This window comes from Candidatus Polarisedimenticolia bacterium (assembly GCA_035764505.1).
GTDB lineage: Bacteria > Acidobacteriota > Polarisedimenticolia > Gp22-AA2 > AA152 > AA152.
The window spans coordinates 1-22,090 of record DASTZC010000157.1 but is presented as its reverse complement, the minus strand read 5'-3'; the positions used below and the strand labels follow the sequence as shown (position 1 = coordinate 22,090).

Here is a 22,090-nt window from a genome sequence, read left to right as displayed (position 1 = left end):
GCATGGTTTCGGTTACCCATCTGAGCGGTCCCTCCGGAGCTCGTGGTCTTGATCCCTTTCCTCCTCTCGCACCGCCTTTCCACTCTTATCTGCTTCGTGCTGCTGACCGCCTCTCTGGGCTGGTTCGCGGCCCACCTCGTCGTGGATCCCGGCGCCGAATCGGTCCTTCCCGCCTCGGGAAGGGACCTTCGCGACCTGCGCCGCTTCAACGCCACCTTCGGGGCCGACGAGGTAATCGTCGTCGCCGCCCATTCGCCGCGCCTGTTCACGGCGCCCGGTCTTCAGAAACTCGAAGGGCTGGCGGAACGGATGGCCCGGCTGCCGGGAGTCACGCGCGTCCTCTCTCCCACCAACATCAAGGATCTCGATGGCGACGAGCTGGGACCGTTCCCGCTGGTCCCCTACCAGAAGGTGAAATCGGGTGAAATGACCCCGGAGGCGATGGGCCGGTACCTGGCGACTCACCCGCTGTTCGGCGGCCTGCTCGTCTCACGCGACGCGCAAACCGCCGCTTTGCTGCTCGAGGTGCAGCGCATCGAAGGGAATTCAGGGTACCGCGAGCGGCTGGTGCATCAGGTGCGCACCCTGGCGCGGCGCGCCGGCGGCGATCTCGAAATCGAGGTGGCCGGAATCCCGGTCGAAAAATCCGACGTCGCCGCCTACATCAAGCGTGACCAGCGGATCTTCGCGCCGCTGATCCTGGCGCTGTTCGCCGTGGTGACCCTGGCGCTGTACCGCCATCCGGCGGGGGCCGCGGTGCCGCTGGCGGTGGTCTGCGGCTCGCTCGTCTGGACGCTCGGGCTGTATGCCGCCGCCGGCAAGAGCCTCAATCCGGTGACTTCGCTGATGACTCCGGTCATCCTGGTCTGCGCGGTCCAGGAGGCGATCCATCTGCTGAACCACTATCTCCTGGCCCGCGCTTCCGGCTTGAAGAAGCCCGACGCTCTCGAGGAGGCTTACCGCCTCTGCCGGATCCCCTGCTTCAACGCCGCCTTCACGACGGCGGTGGGCTTCGGCTCGCTCCTATTTCTTCCGGTCCCCGCGATCCACGACTTCGGGATCTTCACCGGCCTCGGCGTCATGATCTCCTATCTCCTCACCATGGTCCTGGCGCCGCTCCTCCTGGCGCTGCTCCCCGATTTTCCTCCGCACGTGCACCGCTCTTTCGAGACCGGCAGGGTCGAATCGTGGCTCAAGCGAAGCGTGTGCGCCGTGGCGGCCCATCCCTATCTCTCGGGTGCCGCGGCCTTCCTGGTCCTGGGAGTCTCGCTATCCGGCATCGCGCGCCTGCGCGTGGAGACCGATTTCATCGGGGCGTTGAGGCCCGATGCGCCGCTGGCGCGCGCCACCCGCTTCATCGACAAGCACCTGACCGGGGTGAATTCGCTGGAAATCGTGGCGCGCGGCATCTCCCCGGCCGATCCCGAAGGGATGGCCCGCCTGGCGCGCTTCGAGGCAGCGCTGCGCGATCTGCCCGGAATCCGCCAGGTGACCGGCTATCCCGATCTGGCGGCGCGGGTGAACCGGGCGCTGCACCAGGGGCAGGACCGGTTCGCCACGCTCCCGGCCGACGCCGAGGCGGCCGCCGACCTGGAGGAGATCCATGATCTTCTCGCCGAGCAGGCACCCGCCGATCTCGCCCGCTTCGTCTCGGCCGACGGCTCACAGCTGCGCCTGGCGGCACGCGTCACGGCGCTCGACACCGGCGCCTCGCAGCATCTCTTCGGCCGCATCCGCGAAGCCGCGCGCGCCGCCGGCCTTCCCAAGGTCACTCTGACCGGCAATTTCGTGGTGCTGTCGGACCTGTCGACTTCGCTGGTGGCCAACGAGGTCCAGGGGCTCATCCCGGCGATGCTGGTGATCTTCGCCGCCATGGTCCTGCAGTTCCGATCCTGGCGCCTGGGGCTGCTGAGCATCCTCCCGGCGAGCGCTCCGATCGTGATGGCCTACGGGCTGATGGGATGGGCCGGCATCCCGCTGTCGGTGCCGACCGCGATGATTGCCGGGATCGCCATCGGCATGACCGTGGACAGCACCATCCATCTGCTGGGACATTTCCGCGAGGAGGTGGATCGGCACGGCGACAGCATGCGGGCCCTGGCGGCAATGGTGGACGCGAGCGGCCGGGCCGTGGTCTACTCGACGCTGGTGGTGGCGGGAGGCTTTCTGGTCGGCACTTTCAGCTCTTTTCTCCCTTCGGTCCATTTCGCCTTTCTCACGGGAGCGACGCTGTTGTTCGGATTGGCTTGCGAGGCGGTGCTCCTTCCCCTGGCGCTGCTGCTCTACCGACCCGCCCGGCGCGCGCCGGGAACGGAGCCGGCGCGCGGGACGCGGGCCGCCTTGGGCCTCGTTGTGGTCGTGGCGGTGGGGACGAGGCTCTCAGGACCCGTCCTGGCCGGAAGCTGGAACCTCCAGGACCAGTACGGCCGTCCCGACGATCCGGCGCGCCACCGCGGCGCGCCGCTTCTGGTCATCTACGGGCGGCCGCCGGATTTGCGCAAGATGAAGTCGTGGGAGGTGAAGACGCGTGACAAGGCCGGCGAGACGCTGGCCGTCCTGCGCGGGGTCGACGCCCGCTCGGTGAAGGGGAAGAAGACGCCGGCCGAGGTGAGCGCGCGCCTGCAGCAGAACGTGCCGAAGGAGATCTCGCTGCTCATCGATTGGGAGGGCGAGCTGGCGCGCGAGTACTCCCTGCCGGCGGACAAGGTCAGCGCCACGCTGCTGGATCCGGCCGGGAAAGTCTGCGTGACCGCAACCGGACCGGTGAACGACGCCTCGCTCCAGGAACTGCTGCAAACTCTCGCCGTGGTGCGGGAAAAGGGAGCCTGCCGATGAAGATCCTCCTGGTCGCCATGCCCGACTCCGCCTCCTGCTTCGATCACATCATGGAGCTGCCGAACCTGGCACTCTGCTGCCTGGCGGGGAACCTGGACGGGCGGCACGAGGTGCGCATCCTCGACCTGGTGAAGCACCGCAAGCGTGCCGCGCAGGCGCTGCAGGACCAGATGCGCCGGTTCTCGCCCGATCTGGTCGGAATCTCCGCCATGTCGTTCCAGATCGGCTCGGCCCGCAAGACGGCGGCGCTGTGTCGCGCCATGAAGCCCGAGGTGATCACGGTGCTGGGCGGCTACCATGCCACGATCATGTGGAAGGAGATCGGCGAGGGATACGACCGGCATCTGTTCGATTACGTGGTGCGGGGGGAGGGAGAAGGCGTCTTCAACGATCTCGTCCGCGCCCTCGATTCGCACGGCGATCCCGGCGACATCGCGGGGCTGTCGTACCGCCGCGGCGACGAGCTCCGGCACAACCTGCCCGCCCCTCTCCTGGATCTCGAGCAGGTGCGCCCGCCCGATCGGAGCGGCCGTGTCTCGGAGCGCTTCCTGTGGATGGGCCGTCCTTTCGACGTGGCCGAGAGCAGCCGCGGCTGCACCATGCCCTGCGGCTTCTGCAGCATCCGCCGCATGTACGGCAAGACCTTCCGCCTCTACCCGGACGAGCAGGTGGTCGCCGACCTGCGTGACGTCAAGGCGCGCGGGGCGCGCGGCGTCCTCTTCGTGGATGACAACGTGACGCTCGACGGGCCGCGCCTGAAGGATCTCTGCCTGCGCTTCGAGCAGGAGAAGGTCAATGACCTGTTCATCGTCATGCAGGCGAGCGTCTTTCCCATCGCCGCCGATCTCGAGATTGCCGAAGCCATGGCGCGCGGCGGGGTCAAGATGGTCTTCCTGGGGATCGAGAGCGGCAGCGAGCGAAATCTGAGAGTGCTCGGCAAGACCAAGCAGGCGTCGCTCACCGGCAAGGTCGTGCGCGCCCTGCGCCAGGCGGGCATCATCGTGATCGGCGGCTTCATCGTCGGCAATCCCGACGACCGCGAGGAAGATATCCGCGCCACCTACCGATACGTGAAGGAAATCGGCGTCGACCACGGCATCGTGCAGTGTCTGACTCCGTATCCGAAGACCGAGCTGCGCCGCCAGCTCCTCGAGCAGAACCTGGTCACCAACGCCGACGATCTGGACCGCTACAACGGCTTCATCCCCAACGTCCGCACGAAGCACCTCTCTCAAAAGGACCTCGCCCGCATCATGACGGGGGCGGGGATCCGTCTCTATTGGGACCCGCGCTACGTGGCGCAGAACGGCATCTGGAAAGCCTGTCCCCAACAGACCTTCTGGATGCTCTGGAACAACATCAAGTTCATCTTCACCGGCTACGCCGGCGAGATGTTCCTGTCGCGGCATCGCTTCGAGCCCGATCTTCCGGTCGGCCTGCCCGACGGCCTGCTCTCTCCCTCTCACTCCGAGATTCTTACTCCCGGCAAGGATCCGGTCTATGGCCGGGATCCCAAGTCCCTGCCTCTCGAGGTCTCCTGAAAGGGCAGCGCGCGTCCCGGCGGATCTTGCGGCGTGAAGTTCAGAAAGATCAGGCGGCGGAGCGCAGCGCCTCGACCGGCTGCAGGCGGGAAGCAATCAGGGCGGGATAGATGCCGTAGAGGATCCCCAGGGCCAGGGCGGTTCCCAGCGCAATCGCCAGCCCGTCCATCTGAATCGGCAGGCCCATGGGGAAGAAGGCCCCCGCCCAGAGGGTGATGCCGACGCCGCCGGCGACCCCCAGCACACCCCCCAGCATCGACAGGATGACCGATTCCATCAGGAACTGCAGGAAGACTTCGAAGTCGGTCGCGCCGATCGCCTTGCGCAGGCCGATCTCGTAGAGGCGCTCGCCGATCGAGATCAGCAGCACCGACATCAGCCCGATGCCGCCGACCACCAGCGAGATGCCGGCGATCGAGCCGAGGACGATCTTCCAGCTGCGCAGCTCCTCGTCCACCTGCTTGCGGGCCCGCAGCATCTCCTCGGCGATGTTCATGACCCGGAAGTCCCTAGCACCGCGGTGGGCGATCGCCAGCGACGCCTCGACCTCGGATTTCAGGTCCCCGAGCCGCTTCTCGTCGCGCGTCTTCACGGCGACCAGCGCCAGCGGTCCCGCCTCGCCCGAGTAGAACTTGCGCAGGGTGCTCAGGGGCATGTAGAGCCCCTCCATCTCCTCGACGAAATCGTTGTCGTTGACGAAGTTGTTCCCCAGCTTCTTGCCCACGCCGATCACCATGAAGCGCCTTGATCCGAGGCTCACGCTCTGGCCCACGGCGTTCTCGGTCCCAAACAACCGCTTCTTCAGCCGGTGGCCGAGGACGACCACCCGCCCGAAGGCCTGCTGGTCGGACTCGTTGAAGAATCGTCCTGCTTCCATGACCCGATGACGCACGTAGGCGTACGACGGCGTGGCGCCCGTGATCCGGATCTTCCGCTCGACGTCCCCGCGGCGGACGATGTCCTCGTAGAAATCCATGGGGGCGACGGAGTCGACCGCGCGGGCGCGGCCGAGCAGGATCTGCGAGTCCTCGGGCTGCAATCCCTCGGAGCGGGCGAACACCGCCGCCTCGGTCAAATCGCGCGGCTGGCGGTTCGACACCAGCACCACCCCGTCGTAGCCGAGATCGGCGAACCCGGCCCAGACCGTCGTCACCACTCCCTGCAGCAGGCAGGTCATGACGGTAATCGACAGCGTCCCCAGGATGATCCCGAGCAACGTCAGGACCGAGCGCATCTTGTGGTGCCGGATCTCCCCCAGCACCGAGCGGATCGTCTCCCACAGGTTCATTCGTACCTCAGCGCTTCGACCGGGTTGAGCCGGGAAGCCTTGACCGCCGGGTAGAGCCCGAAGACCAGGCCCACCGTCACCGAGGAGATCACGCCGATGAGGGCCATCTGCATCGTGATGACCGCAGGCTGGCCGATCAGGTTGGAGATGATCTGGGCGAAGACTACCCCCAGGGCGAGCCCCATCCCCCCGCCCAGGGTGGTGACCAGCACCGACTCCACCAGGAACTGCAGGGCGATGTCCAGCCCGCGCGCGCCCAGCGCCTTGCGCACCCCCACCTCGCGGATGCGCTCGCGGAACGAGGCCAGCATGATGTTCATGATGACGATGCCGCCCACCAGCAGCGACACGATTCCCGACACCAGGAAGACGATGTCGAAGACCTGGTTCTGCTGGGCCCGCTGTTTGAGCCGCTCGGCCCGGTTGATCACATCGAAATCCTTGATCCCCCCGTGCCGGCGCCGGAGCACCGCCTCGATCGCCGCCGCCGCCTTCGGGTTGTTGTCCACCTTGTCGACGATGACGTTGATGTACCCGACGCGCTTGCGCTCGTCGCCGGTGAAGCGGGCGTACAGCGCCGTCAGCGGGATGTAGGTCTCGCGGTTCATCCACTCCAGGGCGTTGTGATCGTCGTCGCCAAAGTAGAACTCCTTGCGCTTCATCACCCCGACGACTTTGAAGCCGACGTCACCGATGGTGAGGATCTTCCCCAGCGGATCCTCGTTCCCGAAGTAGCGCCGTGCCGCGGTGTCCCCCAGCACGCAGACCCGCGCCTGCGACTCCATGTCGTCCGGGATCAGGAACCTTCCTCTCGCGGGGTAGAACTTGTAGACCGCGGCGTAATCGGGGGTGGCGCCGGAGATATCGTTGCGCCGCTCGTAATCGCCGTAGCGGATGATCATCTCGTCGGTGGCGATCGGATCCACCAGGGTGGCGAAGGGAACTTCCCGCCGGATCGCCTCGGCGTCGCTCCAGGTGAGCCCGGCGCTGGCGAGCTGCTTCGCCGTGACCACGGTCTCCTTGGTAGGCTGGTTCACCACCAGCACCTTGGTCAGTCCACCGAACTCCGCGAAGAACTTGGTGGCCTGCCGCCGGCCCGAGTCGACCAGCCCCTGCACCGCCACCAGCGACGCCACCCCCAGGATCACTCCCAGTGTCTGCAGGAAGGTCCTGAGCTTGTGGGCCCGAACGTCGGCCAGGCCGTCGATGATCGATTCACGCAGCGTCATGGCCGTTGCCGTTCGCGACCTTGCCGTCCACGATACGCACGATCTTGCCGGCCCGTGAGGCGACCTGGGGATCGTGCGTCACCAGGATCACGGTGTGCCCCTGGACGTGCAGCTCGCCGAACAGCTCCAGGATCTCCTGTCCGGTCTTCGAATCGAGGTTGCCCGTGGGCTCATCCGCCAGGACGATCGAGGGGTCGTTCACCAGGGCGCGGGCGATGGCCACGCGCTGGCGCTGCCCGCCCGAAAGCTGCGAGGGAAGCGACCGGGCGCGCTCCGCCAGGCCCACCTTGCCCAGGGCCTGGACCGCGCGCTCCTTTCTTTCCTGGCGCCCGACGCCCGCGTACAGCAGCGGCAGCTCGACATTGCGCGCCAGGCTGGAGCGAGGCAGCAGGTTGAAGCTCTGGAAGACGAAGCCGACGCGCTGGTTGCGCACCCGCGCGAGCGCCCGCGCCGACATCTGCGAGACGGGAGTCCCGGCCAGCTCGTACTCCCCTTCGCTCGGGACGTCGAGGCAGCCGAGGATGTGCATCAGGGTCGACTTGCCGGAGCCGGAGGGACCCATGATGGCGACGTAGTCGCCCTGCTCCAGGGTCAGGGAGATGCCGCGCAGGGCGCGCACCTGGTCCTCCCCGCTGCCGTAGATCTTGTGCACGTCGGAAAGGCGGATGATGGGCTCAGCGGCGGCGCCGGAGCGGCCCGGGGGCACGGCGGGCGTGATCATGTCAGTCGTTCTCGTCGACCTGGCGCGGTTTGGTGGGATCTTCGAGGGCCAGCTGCGCCCCGCTTTCCAGCCCTTCCTGGATCTGGGCCTTCTCGAGGCTCACCAGCCCCACCTTCACCTCTTTCTCGTCGAAGAAGCGCTGCCAGACATCGGAGACGTCCAGCTTCCCGGAGCGCGTCTTCTTGGGCTCCTTCTCCCCCGGCTTGGCGGCATCGAACGGCTTCTTGAGGAGATAGACCACCTCGCGGTCCTTCTTCTTGAAGATCCCCTCGACCGGGACCGCCAGGACGTTGTCCACCTTGTCGCCGCGCACCTCGATGTTGGCGGTCATCCCGGCGCGGAAATCGGCCACCTGCTCCTTCAAGGTCACCTCGATGTCGAAGACCTTGACCTTCTCCTTGAGGCGGGCGGCGGGCGAGATGTGCGTTACCTTTCCGTCGAAGCGCCGGTAGGGAAAGGCGTCGACGGTGATCATGACCGGCATCGACAGGCGCACCCGGCCGATGTCGACCTCGTTGACCGACGCCTTGATGAGCATCGAGCCGACATCCGCCACGGTGTAGAGCGCGGTTCCTTCATTGAAGGAGGAGACTCCCGAGGTGACCGTCTGCCCGATCTCCACGTTCCTCTTCACCACCGTCCCGTCCATCGGTGAGACGATGTTCACCCTCTGGGAGGTCGAGATCTCCCCCTCCAGGGGAATGCCACTCTCCACCATGATGCGTGACTTGGTCTTGGCCGCCTGGAGGTTTTCCTTCGCCGTATCGAAGCGCACCCGGAAATCCTTGAGCTGCTCGTCGGCCAGAAGCCCTTCCTCGTTGAGGCGCTGGTTGGTCTTGAGGTTGCGCTCGGCGTTGGCCGCCTCGATCTCGGCGAGTGTCAGCTCGGAGCGCACCTGCGAGAGGGTCTGGGCCTGGTTGACGTCGGGCTCGACCCGCGCCAGGACCTGCCCGCGGCGGACCTTCTCTCCTTCCTTGACCAGGAGATCGGTGACCTTCCCCGACAGGGTCGACTTCACGTCGACCTTCACCACCGGCTCGATCGTCCCCACCTCGTTGACGGCTACCTGGATGTCGGCCATCTCCGACTTCCCGACCCGCAGGTCGAGATCGTCGCTGGTCCAGGCCTGCTTGTTGCGGGCATTCGCCCGGCTGTAGAAAGCCGCGCCGCCTCCCAGGACCACCAGGATCAACACCACGACTACCCAGATCCAGCGACGACGTCCGCGTCTCAAGCCAGCCATGTCCCATCCCTCCTGAGAAGCCGCCGCGGGCAAAGTCCTTGTGAGCAGAAACACTTATGCCCGGCCTGGCGGCCCGAGATCCATTGCTTGCGGTTTGCTTGCCTCCTGGGGGGAAGGCGGGTGTCACCTAGGAAGCTGCCACGCCCTTTCCGCTAACCAGTACGGAAACTGCTTTGAAAAGGTTCTCACGAGCCGAGTTCGGTGATCCTAGCACGGCCGATTCCGTCTCCCTCGCTTTGCATCCCGGAAGATTGACTGGCGATCGGGCATCTGGTATCAGGACACCCTTCACCATCGGGAGCCGATGGCCGATGCCCTCGCAGACCCAATCCCCGGACACCTCCAAGGCCCCGCTGCTGGAGCGCGCGGGGCGCTTCATGGCCGACGCCAGCGATCGCTACTTTCCCGATGCCTTCGTGTTTGCCCTCGCGGCGGTCCTGCTGGTCTTCGCTTTCGGGCTGGCTCTCGGCGAGAAGCCGCTGAAGCTCGTGGGGGAGTTCGGCGGCAGCTTCTGGGCCCTGGTCCCTTTCACGATGCAGATGGCCATGGTCATCCTGGGGGGCTTCGTCGTCGCCAGCTCCGCCCCGGTGGCCCGTCTCATCGGCTCTCTGGGAGGGGTCCCGAAAAGCGCCCGTGGCGCCGTGGCCTTCGTGGCCTTTTTCGCCATGGCCAGCTCGATGATCTCCTGGGGGCTGTCGCTCGTCTTCACCGGGCTTCTGGTCCGGGAAGTGACCCGGCGAGTGGAAGGAGTCGACTACCGTGCGGTCGGAGCGGCCGCCTATCTCGGCCTCGGGAGCGTCTGGGCATTGGGCCTTTCCTCCTCGGCGGCGCTGATGCAGGCCACTCCCTCTTCCATCCCGGCGGCGCTGCTGCCGGTCACGGGGGTGATTCCGCTCTCGCAGACCGTATTCCTCTGGCAGAACCTGGTCTTTGCGGGCGTGCTCATCGCCGTCTCGGTGGCCGTCGCCTATTACTCCTGCCCGCGCCCGGAAGCGGCGCGCACCGCGGCGCAGATGGGAATTCGCTTCGAATCTCCGGCGCAACCGGCCGGGAAGGCCTTGTCTCCCGCCGAGAAGCTGGAAGACAGCCCTCTCTGGGGGATGGCGGTCTCCGTGATTCCGCTCGTCTATCTGGCGTTGCAGGTAATGGAGAAAGGGCTGGTCGCCGCTTTGGACCTGAACAACTTCAACCTGGCGTTTCTGTCCCTGGGACTTTTGCTGCACGGCCGGCCGCGCGCTTTCCTGCAGGCCGTGGGGCGGGCGGTGCCGGCCACCGCCGGGGTGCTGATCCAATTTCCCTTCTATGCCGGAATCTTCGGGCTGATCTCGAAGACGGCGATTGCCCAGGTGCTCGCCGATTTCTTCGTCAAGATCTCCACGCCCGGCACTTTCCCGCTGGTGGTCGCGCTCTATTCGGCCGTTCTCGGGGTTTTCGTCCCCTCCGGAGGCGGCAAATGGATCCTGGAGGCTCCCTACGTGATGGCGGCGGCCAACACCTGGCAGGTGCACCTCGGCTGGACGGTGCAGATCTACAACGCCGCCGAGGCACTGCCGAACCTGATCAATCCTTTCTGGATGCTTCCCCTGATGGGAATCCTGAACGTGAAGGCGAGAGACCTGGCGGGTTACTCAATCTTGCAACTCATGTTCCACACGCCCCTGGTCCTGTTCTTCTGCTGGCTGTTCGCCCGGACCCTGCCTTACCATCCCCCCATGCTTCCCTGACATAAAAAAGGCGGGGCCGGAGCCCCGCCCTTTCTCTGTGTGTTGAGCGGTTACTTCTTGGGCGTCGCGGGGGGCGCGGCCTCCGCCTTCTTCTCGCCCACTCCCTCGATGTTGATGGCAATCTCGACCTCGTCGCCCAGGACCGCCCCGCCCCCTTCCAGCGCCTTGTTCCAGGCCACGCCAAAATCCTGGCGGTTGAGCTTCCCCTTGGCTTCGAACCCTCCCGTCTTCCTGCCTCCCATGCCCGTGCCCGTCCCGAGGATCTCCACGTCCAGGGTGACCGGCTTGGTGACGCCGTGCATCGTCAGGTCTCCTTTCATCGTCGCCTTGTTGGTCCCCTGCGGCACGATGGAGGTGGACTTGAAGGTCATCTTGGGGAACTTCTGGGCGTCGAAGAAATCAGGGCTCTGCAGGTGGCTGTCGCGGTCCTTGTTGCCGGTGTCGATGCTGGCCGTGTCGATGCTTACTTCCACCACCGACTTGGAGAGGTCCTGCGGATCCAGCGCGATGGTCCCCTCGTAGGTGTTGAACTTCCCGGGGACCTTGCTGAAGAAATGGCGGATGCTGAATCCGACTTGTGAGTGGCCGGGATCGATCTTGTAGGTCTCGACCGCCGCGCCCGCCTGCGAGACGAGCAGGAGCGTTCCGAGCGACGCGGCTGCGAGCATGCGAGATCTCTTCACAGTGCTTCTCCTCCGTCGAGTGGTGTTGTGGGAGCGTGCACGCGCACGCCGCCCGTCTGTCCGTGAATTCATCGCCGGCCGTTTCGATGCGCCGGTTCCGTCGCGGATTCGGGAAGCGGCGGTTTTATTTGCCGCCCTTCGCCAGTTCCTTGTCGATGACCTGGGAGAAGGTGTCCACTCCCTGAGCCCCCACCACGGCAATGCCGTTGATGAAGAAGGACGGCGTGCTGCTCACGCCAGCAGTGGTGGCGTCCTTGACGTCCTTGTTCACCTCGGCGGTGAACTTGCCGGTCTCGAGGCAGGACTTGAACTTGGCGCCGTCCATCCCGAGCTTCTCGGCCGTGGCCTGCATGTCGGGGACGGAAAGCTTGGACTGGTCCGAGTAGAGCGCGTCGTGGAACTCCCAGAACTTCCCCTGGTCATTGGCACACTGCGCCGCCTCGGCCGCCTTCTGGGCCTGGTTGTGGAAACTCAACGGAAAGTCGCGGTAGACGAAGCGAATCTTGCCCGGGTACTTCTCCAGCACCTGCTTGACGGTCCCTTCGGCCCGGCTGCAGTAGGGGCACTGAAAATCGGAGAATTCGACGATGGTGATCGGAGCGGAGGCCGGGCCTTTCACCGGATCGTCGTCGATCGCCACCTCGACGCGCGGCGGCTCGAGGAGGACGTCGACTTTGTACTTGGCCCGCAGCCCCTGCATGAAGGTCTGCTGCACCGTCGCCACCTTCTGATCCTTGAGCCATTTGACGATGTCCGGGGTCACCTGCTCCTTGGTCCGGCCGGCCATGCGGGCCTTGTTGGCCTCCCACACCTGGTCCACCTCGGCGGGAGTCGGCTCGGGGACCTTGCCCTGGACCTCCTTCTTCAACAGATCATCGACGCTCACTCCCTGCGCCTTGGCCTCCTTCTCCAGCAGCGCCTGGTTGATCATCTCGTCGAGGGCCTGCTGACGAGCATCGTAGATCTGCCGGGCCACCTTCTGGTCCAGCTCCGCGAGGGTGATGGGCTTCCCGTCGACCGTGGCGGCATTGCCGCCGGCGACGGCCGTCGGGGCCTTCGTCCCCTCCTGCTTCTTGGAGCTTCCGGAGGTCGCCGAGGTGCATGCCGAGATCGCAGCGAAGCAGATGAGGAGAAAGACCGACAACAACGGCGTCAACCTGCGTGGTGCCATCGAAACCTCCAGGGTGTTTGAGGACGAGCTTCTTGGGGCCCGACGGAGCTGATCCGGGACATCCGGCGCAGTGCGCTGAACCCGAGATGGGCACCTATTCTAAGTCGACCAGGGCATTTAGCCAAGCGTGGGGCCGCGTTCTCATCCTGCGGCGCCGGACGTCCCCAGCAAGGCCAGGATTCCCGACACCCCTGCCCGGAAATCGGCCTCGCGCGGCAGGAGGCTCAGGACCAGGTAGGCGGGAGATGGGAAATCGAAGAAATAACCGGGATGGACGAGCACCTTCTCCCTCTCGAAGAGGGAGACGACCCATTCCTCCTCCGGCATGATGGCCGGAACCCTCAGGACGGCCGACCATCCCCCCTCGCAGGGCAGGACGCGGCAGCCGCTCGTCTCCGGGACCATGGCCTTCAGCGCCTCCAGGTTGGCGCCGATGCGTGCCTGGATCCCGCGACGGATCGAGGCGCCGGATTTCAGAAGAGCGGGGGCCGCGCGCTGCACGGGAGTGCCCACCGAAAGAAAGGTGTCGGCCACAATCTCCAGCCGCTGGCGCGCCTCCTCCCGCTGGCCGGCAGGCCCTCCGATCACGATCCAGCCGAGCTTCATCTGGGGTAGCCCTGCCAGCTTCGAAAGCCCGCCGAGACTGAAACCGAGAGTACCTTCGGCCTGCAGGATGCACGCTGCCCTCGTGGAATCCTCGACCAGCGGATACTCTGCGAAAACTTCGTCGCCCACCAGCGCCAGGCCATGCTCGGCCCCGAGCGCAGCGAGAGCCTCCAGCTCGCGGCGCTTCAGGAAGTTTCCGGTCGGATTGTTGGGGCTCACCACCACGACGGCACGCGATTTCGGGGTCACCGCCTCACGCAGCGCGTCGAGATCGATCTCCCAGGATTCGTGCAAGGTGAGGGGATAACCGATCGTCTCGACCCCTTCGAGCCCCGAGAGATATTGAAAGAGAGGATAGCTGGGACGCGGCACGAGGGCCTCATCCCCCGGGTCGGCCAGCAGCTTGAACAGCCAGGCGTAGGCTTCGCTGGTGCTCGCGGTGAGAAGGATGTCCTCCGGCTGCACGGCGATCCCGCGATCGGCATAAGCCTGGCAGATGGCTTCGCGCGCCGCCAGGCGTCCCTGGGGATCGGGGTCGTACTCCAGCGCTTCGGGATGGGACAGGGCCTCGAGAATTGCGGAAGCCGGATAGGTGATGCCGACGCGGGTCGGATTGGTTTCGGTGAGGTCGAGATAGCCGGCGCCTTCCCGGCGCGCCTGCTCGACTCGCTCGGCGAGGCGGTTCGTGGCGCGGTCCCACGCGGTGCGGCGTGAAAACATTAAGTCCTTGCGTCGTGTGACCTGCTAGCGGTTGGCGGCGGCCAGGTATTCGATCAGGTCGAACTTGGTGACGACGCCCAGGAGGCGCCCGGCTTCCATGACCAGGGCGACCTTCCCCTGCGCCACGACGTCGGAGAGGTGAGAGACGGGCGCGGTCGGCTCGACCACATCATAAGTGGGCTCGGCCAAGGCACCCGCCGACTTGTGCGCCGTGGAAGGATCGCTCAGCAGCGCCCCCAGCAGTCCCGACTCGGAGAGCATTCCCACCAGCTTCTCCCCTTCCAGCACCGGGACCTGTGAAATCCCGTGCTTTTTCATCACATCCAGGACCGCCTTGACCGAATCGGCGGCCTGCGCGGCAATGACCTTCTGCTTGCGGCGCGCCAGCAGGTCTTCCGCCCGACCCGCCAGGTCCTCCTCCAGAAAGCCGTTCTGCCGCAGCCACGCGTCATCGAAGACCTTGGTGAGGTAGCGTGACCCGGAGTCGGGAAGGACGACCACGATCGTCTTGGCTTCCGGGTGCGCGCGCGCGAACTTGATGGCGCCGGCAACCGCGCCGCCGCACGAGCCTCCGCCGAAGATCCCCTCCTTGCGGGTCAGCTCGCGCGCCGTGGTGAAGCACTCCTTGTCGCTGACCTGCACGACGTCGTCCACCACCGACAAATCCATGGTTCCGGGAATGAAGTCTTCGCCGAACCCCTCAACCTTGTAGGTCTTGAGAATCTTCGGCGCGTTCCCGGTCTTGATGTACTCGTAATAGATCGATCCCACCGGATCGACCAGCACATATTTCACCGAAGGCTTGCGCGGCTTGATGAAGCGCGCAATGCCGCTGATCGTCCCCCCCGTGCCCGTCGCCACGACGATGGCGTCGAGCCGATCGCCGATCTGGTCCCAGATCTCCGGCCCGGTGGTGCGGAAGTGGGCCTCGGGATTGCTCATGTTCTCGTACTGATTGGCGAAGAAGGCGTTGGGCGTCGTCTCGGCGATGCGACGGGCGACCTGATAGTAACTGCGCGGATCCTCGGGGGTCACGGCGGTGGGGGTGCAGATCACCTTGGCGCCGAAGGCACGCAGCGCCTTGATCTTCTCGTCGCTCACCTTGTCGGGCATCACCAGGATGGTGTGGTAGCCCCGGGCGGCGCCGACCAGGGCGAGCCCCATGCCGGTATTCCCGGAGGTGCATTCCACCACCGTCCCGCCCGGCACCAGCTGCCCCGATTTCTCGGCGTCCTCGATCATCTGGACGGCGATCCGGTCCTTGATGCTGCTGCCGGGGTTCAGGAACTCCAGCTTCACGTAGATCGCCGCGCCGGTGTCTTTTCCGAGCTTGTTGAGGCGGACGAGCGGAGTCTTCCCGATGGCATCGATGATGTTTTCATACACATTCATCATGGCGGGCCATCTTGCCGTGACCAGGGGGGCGGCGTCAACTGGAGGCGCTTCTCCGCGCGGCAAAATGCTAGAATACACGGACCGGAAGCGCCGACGCAGGCCGGCCGGTCGAAAGGAAGTCATGGACGAGACACCGAACGACCCGAAGACGAAGATCCAGGAGCTCATCGATTACCAGATCAACCCGGCCGTGGCGGGGCATGGCGGATTCATCGAGCTGCTGGAGTACAAGGACGGCGTGGTCTATCTCAAGATGGGGGGCGGCTGCCAGGGCTGCGGCATGGCCAACGTCACCCTGAAACAGGGGATCGAGCGGATGCTCCGTGAGGAGATCCCCGAGATCCAGCAGGTGGTGGACACCACCGACCACGCCGGTGGGACCAATCCTTATTACCAGCCTTCAAAATAGCCCCGAGCGCGCCGGCGGATCTTCCCCCGCCCGCCGGCTGCACGCCCCGGGCGGCATCCTGCTCATCTCCACCTACGAGCTCGGTCACCAGCCGATGGGCCTGGCTCTTCCGCTGGCCCATCTCGAGCAGGCCGGCTATCTTCCCGAATCGCTCGATCTCTCCCGCGAGACTTTGGACATGAAGCGCGTTGGCGCCGCCGGCCTCATCGCCTTTTCGGTCCCGATGCACACCGCGTTGCGGCTGGGGGTGCGCGCCGCGGAACACATCCGCCGGGAGAACCCGCAGGCCCACCTCTGCTTTTTTGGACACTACGCGGCTCTGAATGCGGTGGAGCTGCTCGAAGGTCTGGCCGACTCGGTCATGGCGGGAGAGTGCGAAGAGAGCCTGGTCGATCTTGCCGGCGTGCTCGAATCGGGCGGTGATCCGGGATCGGTTCCCGCGGTGATGCGGCGCGGGGATCACCGCTCAGCGCTGCTGCGCCGCCAGCGCTTCGTGCCGCCGAGCCGCCGGAACCTTCGGCCCCTCTCCGAGTACGCTGCGCTGGAGAGCGGCGGGCAAATCACGCCGGCCGGCTACGTCGAAGCCAGCCGCGGGTGTCTGCATCTCTGCCGTCATTGCCCGATTCCGCCGGTTTACCACGGGCGCTTCTTCGTCGTCCCCCAGGAGACGGTCCTGCAAGACATCGCCCGGCAGGTGGAGCTCGGGGCCGGGCACGTCACTTTTGGCGATCCCGACTTCCTGAACGGCCCGGGGCACTCGCTCGCCCTGGCACGCGAGATGCGCCGGCGTTTCCCGGGCCTGAGCTTCGATTTCACGGCAAAGATCGAGCATCTGCTGATGCATGCCGGGCTCCTGCCCGAGCTCCGGTCGGCGGGCTGCCTGTTCATCGTTTCGGCGGTCGAGTCTCTCAGCGATCGTGTTCTGGAGATTCTGGAGAAGGGACACCGGCGGGCGGATGTCGAGAAGGCTCTGGATCTCTGCCGGCAGGCCGAGATCACGCTGCGTCCTTCGCTTCTTCCTTTCACCCCCTGGTCCACCCTTTCCGAGTATGGCGAGCTGCTCGATTTCATCGAGCGTGGGGAGCTGGAGCAGGCGGTGGATCCGGTTCAGCTGGCGGTGCGCCTCCTGGTGCCTCCCGGGTCGCTGCTGCTGAGTCGTCCCGAGCTCGCGGGGCACCTCGCGGGGCTGGCGCCTGGAACTTTCAGCCACGCATGGCGCCACCCCGACGAGCGCATGGATCGGCTCCATCGCCTGGTGTCCGCCACGGTCGAGGCGGGGGCCCAGGATCGTGAAGCGTCCGAGAAGACGCTTGCCCGTATCCGGGAGGATTTCAGGGAAATCGCGGAAGGAAAAAGGCAGCCACCCCGACAGCGACCCGGTCCGCGCCGTGGACGGCTGCCGCGCCTGACCGAGTCCTGGTTCTGCTGAGCCGAGCCCACTGAGGGTCAGTTGGACCCTTTGCGCAGTACCGATCGAGTTGTCTGAAAAGGCCGCCGATCCACCCCGCCTCGCTGCGTTGCGCCTCGCTTGCGTAGCCGCTTTGGGTATGCGGCGCTCGACGCGCCTTGCGATCCGGGCGGCTCGACGGCCTTACGTGACGACGATCTCCAGGCGCCGGTGCGCCTGTCGCAGCGCCTCCTCGACCAATCCAGGATCTGCGCCGCGTGCGAAGATGAAGCCCAGATAGCGGGAGCCTTCGGGGAGCGGCACCAGATCCTGGCCCCGTGGGATGCTCTGCACCACCTGCTCCACTCCGGGAACCGACTGTGCCGCCTCGACCCCGCCGAACCGCTCCAGCTTCCCCGGCCGCGGAATCGGGATCATCATGACTCCCGAAGCCCGGTCGTCCCGCCGCAGATCGGCCACGTCCATCCCGAGCGCATGACGCAGGATGAGCTCTTCGAGAGAAACCCCCGCTCCGAAGCGCAGCGTCCGCGAGCACAATCCACCGATGGAGCGCGCCGCCACCTCCAGGGGCCAGGCGCCCCGCTCGTTCACCCGCAGCTCGGCATGGATCGGACCTTCCCTCAAGCCCAGCGCCCTGGCGGCCCGCTCGGTGGTCCTCAGGATCTCCGCCTGGACCCCGGCAGGATGGCGCGAAGGAGTCACGTAGATCGTCTCTTCGAAGAAAGGGCCGGTCAGCGGGTCCGGCTTGTCGAACAGCGCCAGAAGCTGCAGCTTCCCATCGGTGAGAAGCGCCTCGACCGCCACTTCCTCCCCTGGAATGTAGGATTCGACCAGGATCGAGTAGACCGACTCTCCTCCCTTGGCACGCACTTCGGGATCTTGCAGCAGTCGGGTAATACGATCGAATGCCGCCGTGAAGGTCCGCGGGTCATCGGCGCGGATGACGCCGCGGCTCGCGGAGAGGAACAGGGGCTTCAAGACGCAGGGATAGTCGACGCGCTGCGCGGCGCGCACCGGATCCTCGGTTACCGAGAGCTTCCAGTAACGCGGGACGCGCAGTCCCGCCTGACGGAGCAGCTGACGCGCGCGGTGCTTGTCGCGCGCGGCGCGCACCGCCTCGACGGGATTGTGCGGCAATCCCAGCGCTTCGCAAGCCTCTGCCGCCAGGATCGTCGTCTCGTCGTCAACGCCGACGACACCTCCCAGAACGAACTGGGTCGCGAAGCCCCGGATGCGCGCGAGCGCCGCGGCGGGATCGCGGAAATCGAGCGTGAAGACGCCGCCGGGCGCGGCCGACTCGAGCGTCTGGTGCCGATCGGTCCCCACCGCCACGTCGACGCCCAGGCGCGCCCCCGCTTCGATGAAGTCGGTGGCCCGGTAGGTGGTGGCGGGCATCAGCAGGAGAACGCGTCGGGAAGCCATGGCGGCAGGTATTCTAGCAGGTCTGCTATACTCCGCCGGCATTCCCTCGCGCAGGAGATCCCATGCCAGGCAAGTACTTCGACGACCTCGAGGTGGGCCAGCGCATCCGGCATTCCCTTGGCAGGACGATCAGCGAGACCGACAACGTCCTGTTCTGCGCCCTCACCTGCAACACCCAGCCCCTGCACCTGGACGAGGAGTTCGCCTCCCGGACTCTCTTCGGACGACGCATTGTGAACGGCATCTTCACGCTCGGCCTGGCGGTCGGGCTGACGGTCGGTGACCTCACCGAAGGGACGATCGTGGCGAATCTCTCCTACGACAAGGTCAGCCACCCCGCCCCGGTGTTCCACGGCGACACTCTCAGGGTCGAGACCGAGGTGCTGGAAAAGCGGCCTTCGCAGTCGCGACCGGGCCAGGGAATCGTCCGGCTGCGTCACACCGGCCGGACCCAGCACGGGGAGATCGTGGTGGACTTCGAGCGCACCGTGTTATTTCTCGGCCGCCCGTCATGAAGCCTTCCCCCCCGGGGCGGGAGCCGCGGGCCCGCCGCGCGCTCCTGTTCGTTCCGGGAGATGACGAGCGCAAAGTTGCCAAGGCCGCGGCCTCGGGCGCCGATTGCGTCATTCTGGATCTCGAGGACGGCGTCGCGGAGGACCGCAAGGCGGCGGCACGCGAGATCGTCGCCGCGTCGCTGGGGCGTCTCGATTTCGGGCGGAGCGAGCGTCTGGTACGGGTCAATCCGGTCGGCTCCGAGCTGCATCCCGGCGACATGGAGGCGATCCTGCCGGCGCATCCCGACGGCTACGTCCTGCCCAAGGTGGAATCGGCCGATCAGGTGCGCGACGTGGTCCGGCGCACTTCCCTGGAGCCGGCGGCGCTTCTGGCCCTCATCGAGAGCGCCCGTGGCGTCTTGGAGCTGAAGGAGATCGCCGGGGCCGATCCGCGCCTCGAGGCGCTGCTGTTCGGCGCGGAAGATCTGGCGGGAGATGTCGGCGCGACGCGGACCCGTGCGGGCCACGAGGCGGCCTGGGCGCGCGGCGCCGTCGTGCTGGCCGCCGCCGCCTTCTCGTTGCAGGCGATCGACACGGTATTCATCGATCTCGCGGACCAGGAGAATCTGCGGCGGGAGTCGGCAGAGGCCGCGGAGATGGGCTACGCGGGCAAGATGGCGATCCATCCGAAGCAGGTGCCGATCATCCAGGAAGCTTTCACTCCCGACGACGAGGCGATAGCGGCTGCCCGCCGGCTCGTCGAGGTCCATGCGCAGCACCAGGCAAGCGGCCGCGGGGCTTTCGCGCTGGACGGCAAGATGGTGGACTGGCCGATGGTGCGCGCCGCCGAGAGGCTTCTGGCCCGGGCCCGCGCCGCCGGCAAAGTCTCCTGACAAGGCTCGCTTGCGTCCCTGCTGGACTCCCCTCTCGGCGCTGCTCTTGCCGGCACCCCGCATCTACGCCCCCAGGCTTCTCCTGCAGAACATGCTGGTGCGCGGTGGCGTCGAGCTGATTTACGCAGGCGATCGCATGGCGCCGGCCTTCCGGCACGGCCAGGTAATCACCCTCGAACCGAAGCCGGCTGACCTGCGGCCGGGCGATTGCGTCGTCGCCTGCCCCGAAGGCGTCCCGGATCTGTTCCGCATCGACTCGAAGGGCGAGAGCGGAATTGTCATCTCCTGCGACGGCGATCCCGTCTTTTCCTCGAGCATGCCGGAGAGCAAGGTCCTGGCACGCGTGCGCGCGCCCTCGCGCCGTGCACCGCGCCTGCGCCGCGCCGCCAATCGTATTCTTCTGGATATCCGCGAAGCCCTCGGCGGCCGCCTCGAGGCTGCCGACGACGCGGCGCATTCGGTCAAGGTGAAGTACGACGTACAGGCCCCTTTCTACCTGGCGGCCCCGGGCCACGACATCGAGAAGCCGCTGCGCGATTGGATCGTCGCCGAGGTCCCACAGGGGCGCCGCATCCTGGTGGTCGGCAGCGGCACCGGGAAGGAATGCTTCGCGCTGGCGCGCGAAGGATATGAAGTAGCCGGGATCGACTTCAGCGGACCGATGGTCGCCCTGGCCCGCCAGGAGGCGGCCCGGCTGAATCTTCCGGTGAGCTTCCAGGAAGCCGACCTGAGATTCTTCCAGGCGCGGCCCGGCTCGCTGGGCGCCGTCGTCTTCACCTACGAGGTCTACAGCTTCGTTCCCTGGGAAGACTCGCGGGTGGAGCTGCTGACAACCCTGGCTTCATGGCTGGAGCCTGGCGGAAGAATCTTCCTTTCCGCGCGCCGCCTCAAGGGAGGCTACGAGGCGCTGATGCTGTCGCTGCAGTGGCTGGGACGGAGACGGGAAGGAAGCGAATGGGGCGATTCCCACTCGCGCTGGATCGCGCCCGACGGAGCTCTCAGGCGCTCGTTCATCCATCTGTTCACGAAGGGAAGGTTGCGGCGGGAGGCGAGGCGGGCCGGACTGCGCTCCGGGCGCACCGAAGCAAGCCACGTCCTGCTTTATTCGGAACCGTCCAGGTCGACCAGCGCCTGACCGCGCTCGACCCGCTCGCCCACGGCGCAGCGCAGCTTGACGATGCGCGCGTCCTCGGGCGCAGTGATCCGGATCTCCATCTTCATCGCCTCGAGAACGACCAGCGTCTGGCCGCGGACGACCGCATCGCCCTCCGAGACGGCGATGCTGCGCACCAGCCCCGGCATCGGCGCCTCCAGGCCATGGTCGTGATGGCGCGCCGCCCCCGGCATCGCGCCGGCCTCGATCGGCTCCAGGCGGAAGGTCTCCCCATCAAGCGCTATGAGGAGCGCTTTGCCTTCGCGTGCGAAGAAAATCCGCCGCCGCTGTCCGTCCACCTCGAGCATCAGATCATTGGCCCGCTCCGACCGCAGCGCGACGCGGTGCTCGCGGCCATCCACGCGGGCGCGCGCCGCCTCTCCCAGCGCCTCGAGCTCCACCTGGATCTCACGGTCTTCCCAGCGAATCTTTTGCGCCATCGCCGCTCAGCCTCCCAGGCGAAACCCGTCGGTGCGGTTCCAGGGACTGCGCTCTCCTTCGCGGGACCTCTCATCGCCGCGCCGGGGCGCGGCGCCCGATTTTGGCCGCGCTGCCAGCATCGCCGCGGCGATGAAAGCTTCATCCGGAGGAGAGTCGGGATTCATCTCGTGCAAGCCCGCGCGCCCCAGGAAGTCGGTCCCTGCCGCTCCCTTGCGAAACTCCGGATGGATCACCAGCTTTTTCAAGAAGGAGAGATTGACGGTCGGCCCCAGGACCGCCGTCTCGCGCAGCGCGGAGTCCATGCGGCTCAGCGCCCCTTCCCGGCTCTCCCCCCAGACGATGATCTTGGCGAGAAGCGAGTCGTAGGAAACAGGCACTTCGTCTCCTTCCTCATATCCCGCATCCACCCGCACGCCGGGGCTCGCCGGCATGCTCCAGGCCAGGATCGGCCCCGGAGACGGGACGAAATCGCGGCGCGGGTCCTCGGCGCACAGGCGGCATTCGATCGCATGTCCGCGCGCCGCGGCGCCGGCCCACGCGGGATCGATCGGCTCCCCGTCGGCCAGGCGCAGCTGCGCCTGGACCAGATCGACGCCGCTGATCGCCTCGGTCACCGGATGCTCCACCTGCAGCCGCGTGTTCATCTCCATGAACCAGAACCCGTCCGGCCGCAGCGCGCCCGAACCATCCACGATCAATTCGACCGTCCCGGCA

General features: G+C 66.4%; 19 protein-coding genes. 8 read left to right on the top strand and 11 right to left on the bottom strand.

Annotation, left to right across the window (positions count from 1 at the left end):
* Positions 1–48: 48 nt before the first annotated feature.
* On the top strand, positions 49–2,835 hold the full coding sequence (locus tag VFW45_10655) for an MMPL family transporter (GenBank protein ID HEU5181246.1): 2,787 nt from the start codon (positions 49–51) through the stop codon (positions 2,833–2,835).
* A complete protein-coding gene (locus VFW45_10650) occupies positions 2,832–4,376 on the top strand; it encodes a radical SAM protein (GenBank protein HEU5181245.1) in 1,545 nt (514 codons plus the stop codon). Before VFW45_10655 ends, VFW45_10650 begins: the two co-directional genes overlap by 4 nt.
* A 49-nt stretch (positions 4,377–4,425) precedes the next feature.
* Here the strand turns inward: VFW45_10650 and VFW45_10645 are convergent, their stop codons facing one another.
* The 4 genes from VFW45_10645 to VFW45_10630 are packed head-to-tail and all read right to left on the bottom strand — an operon-like array spanning position 4,426 to position 8,857.
* Positions 4,426–5,664 (bottom strand): ABC transporter permease, encoded by a 1,239-nt coding sequence (locus VFW45_10645; GenBank protein ID HEU5181244.1) that lies wholly within the window; start codon positions 5,662–5,664, stop codon positions 4,426–4,428.
* Positions 5,661–6,893, bottom strand: coding sequence for an ABC transporter permease (locus VFW45_10640; protein HEU5181243.1), 1,233 nt, complete (start codon positions 6,891–6,893; stop codon positions 5,661–5,663). The genes VFW45_10645 and VFW45_10640 overlap by 4 nt, the downstream gene beginning before the upstream one ends.
* A complete protein-coding gene (locus VFW45_10635; GenBank protein ID HEU5181242.1) occupies positions 6,880–7,614 on the bottom strand; it encodes an ABC transporter ATP-binding protein in 735 nt (244 codons plus the stop codon). Before VFW45_10635 ends, VFW45_10640 begins: the two co-directional genes overlap by 14 nt.
* Before the next feature lies 1 nt (position 7,615).
* Positions 7,616–8,857, bottom strand: coding sequence for an efflux RND transporter periplasmic adaptor subunit (locus tag VFW45_10630; protein ID HEU5181241.1), 1,242 nt, complete (start codon positions 8,855–8,857; stop codon positions 7,616–7,618).
* A gap of 311 nt (positions 8,858–9,168) precedes the next feature.
* Between VFW45_10630 and VFW45_10625 the strand changes: the two genes are divergently transcribed.
* On the top strand, positions 9,169–10,581 hold the full coding sequence (locus VFW45_10625) for a TIGR00366 family protein (GenBank protein ID HEU5181240.1): 1,413 nt from the start codon (positions 9,169–9,171) through the stop codon (positions 10,579–10,581).
* A gap of 50 nt (positions 10,582–10,631) precedes the next feature.
* Here VFW45_10625 and VFW45_10620 read toward each other — a convergent pair whose 3' ends face one another.
* From VFW45_10620 to VFW45_10605, 4 genes are all read right to left on the bottom strand, one after another.
* On the bottom strand, positions 10,632–11,264 hold the full coding sequence (locus tag VFW45_10620; protein HEU5181239.1) for a YceI family protein: 633 nt from the start codon (positions 11,262–11,264) through the stop codon (positions 10,632–10,634).
* A 124-nt stretch (positions 11,265–11,388) separates the two neighbouring features.
* Positions 11,389–12,435 carry a thioredoxin domain-containing protein gene (locus VFW45_10615; GenBank protein ID HEU5181238.1) on the bottom strand — a complete coding sequence of 349 codons (1,047 nt, stop codon included), beginning with the start codon at positions 12,433–12,435 and terminating at the stop codon, positions 11,389–11,391.
* Between the two features lie 141 nt (positions 12,436–12,576).
* Complete coding sequence (locus VFW45_10610) at positions 12,577–13,761, bottom strand: pyridoxal phosphate-dependent aminotransferase (protein HEU5181237.1); 1,185 nt, start codon at positions 13,759–13,761, stop codon at positions 12,577–12,579.
* A 24-nt stretch (positions 13,762–13,785) separates the two neighbouring features.
* A complete protein-coding gene (locus VFW45_10605) occupies positions 13,786–15,156 on the bottom strand; it encodes a cysteine synthase A (GenBank protein ID HEU5181236.1) in 1,371 nt (456 codons plus the stop codon).
* Positions 15,157–15,277: 121 nt separating this feature from the next.
* Between VFW45_10605 and VFW45_10600 the strand changes: the two genes are divergently transcribed.
* Entirely contained in the window at positions 15,278–15,565 is a 288-nt protein-coding gene (locus VFW45_10600) for a NifU family protein (GenBank protein HEU5181235.1), read from the top strand.
* Between the two features lie 37 nt (positions 15,566–15,602).
* The gene (locus tag VFW45_10595; protein ID HEU5181234.1) at positions 15,603–16,994 is read left to right on the top strand and encodes a CUAEP/CCAEP-tail radical SAM protein; all 1,392 of its coding nucleotides are present in this window, start codon (positions 15,603–15,605) and stop codon (positions 16,992–16,994) included.
* Between the two features lie 162 nt (positions 16,995–17,156).
* Here VFW45_10595 and VFW45_10590 read toward each other — a convergent pair whose 3' ends face one another.
* Positions 17,157–18,395: an ATP-grasp domain-containing protein gene (locus VFW45_10590; GenBank protein ID HEU5181233.1), complete on the bottom strand. Its 1,239-nt coding sequence runs from the start codon at positions 18,393–18,395 to the stop codon at positions 17,157–17,159.
* Positions 18,396–18,457: 62 nt separating this feature from the next.
* Here VFW45_10590 and VFW45_10585 point away from each other — a divergent pair, with 62 nt between their 5' ends.
* The 3 genes from VFW45_10585 to VFW45_10575 are packed head-to-tail and all read left to right on the top strand — an operon-like array spanning position 18,458 to position 20,917.
* Complete coding sequence (locus VFW45_10585) at positions 18,458–18,910, top strand: MaoC family dehydratase (GenBank protein ID HEU5181232.1); 453 nt, start codon at positions 18,458–18,460, stop codon at positions 18,908–18,910.
* Positions 18,907–19,782, top strand: a complete 876-nt coding sequence (locus VFW45_10580; protein ID HEU5181231.1) for a CoA ester lyase — start codon at positions 18,907–18,909, stop codon at positions 19,780–19,782. Before VFW45_10585 ends, VFW45_10580 begins: the two co-directional genes overlap by 4 nt.
* 46 nt (positions 19,783–19,828) lie before the next feature.
* On the top strand, positions 19,829–20,917 hold the full coding sequence (locus VFW45_10575; protein HEU5181230.1) for a class I SAM-dependent methyltransferase: 1,089 nt from the start codon (positions 19,829–19,831) through the stop codon (positions 20,915–20,917).
* Here the strand turns inward: VFW45_10575 and VFW45_10570 are convergent.
* On the bottom strand, positions 20,884–21,375 hold the full coding sequence (locus VFW45_10570) for a biotin/lipoyl-containing protein (GenBank protein ID HEU5181229.1): 492 nt from the start codon (positions 21,373–21,375) through the stop codon (positions 20,884–20,886). The two genes, VFW45_10575 and VFW45_10570, sit on opposite strands and share 34 nt — an antisense overlap.
* 6 nt (positions 21,376–21,381) lie before the next feature.
* The coding region (locus VFW45_10565; protein ID HEU5181228.1) for a hypothetical protein at positions 21,382–22,090 on the bottom strand (709 nt) is incomplete at its 5' end.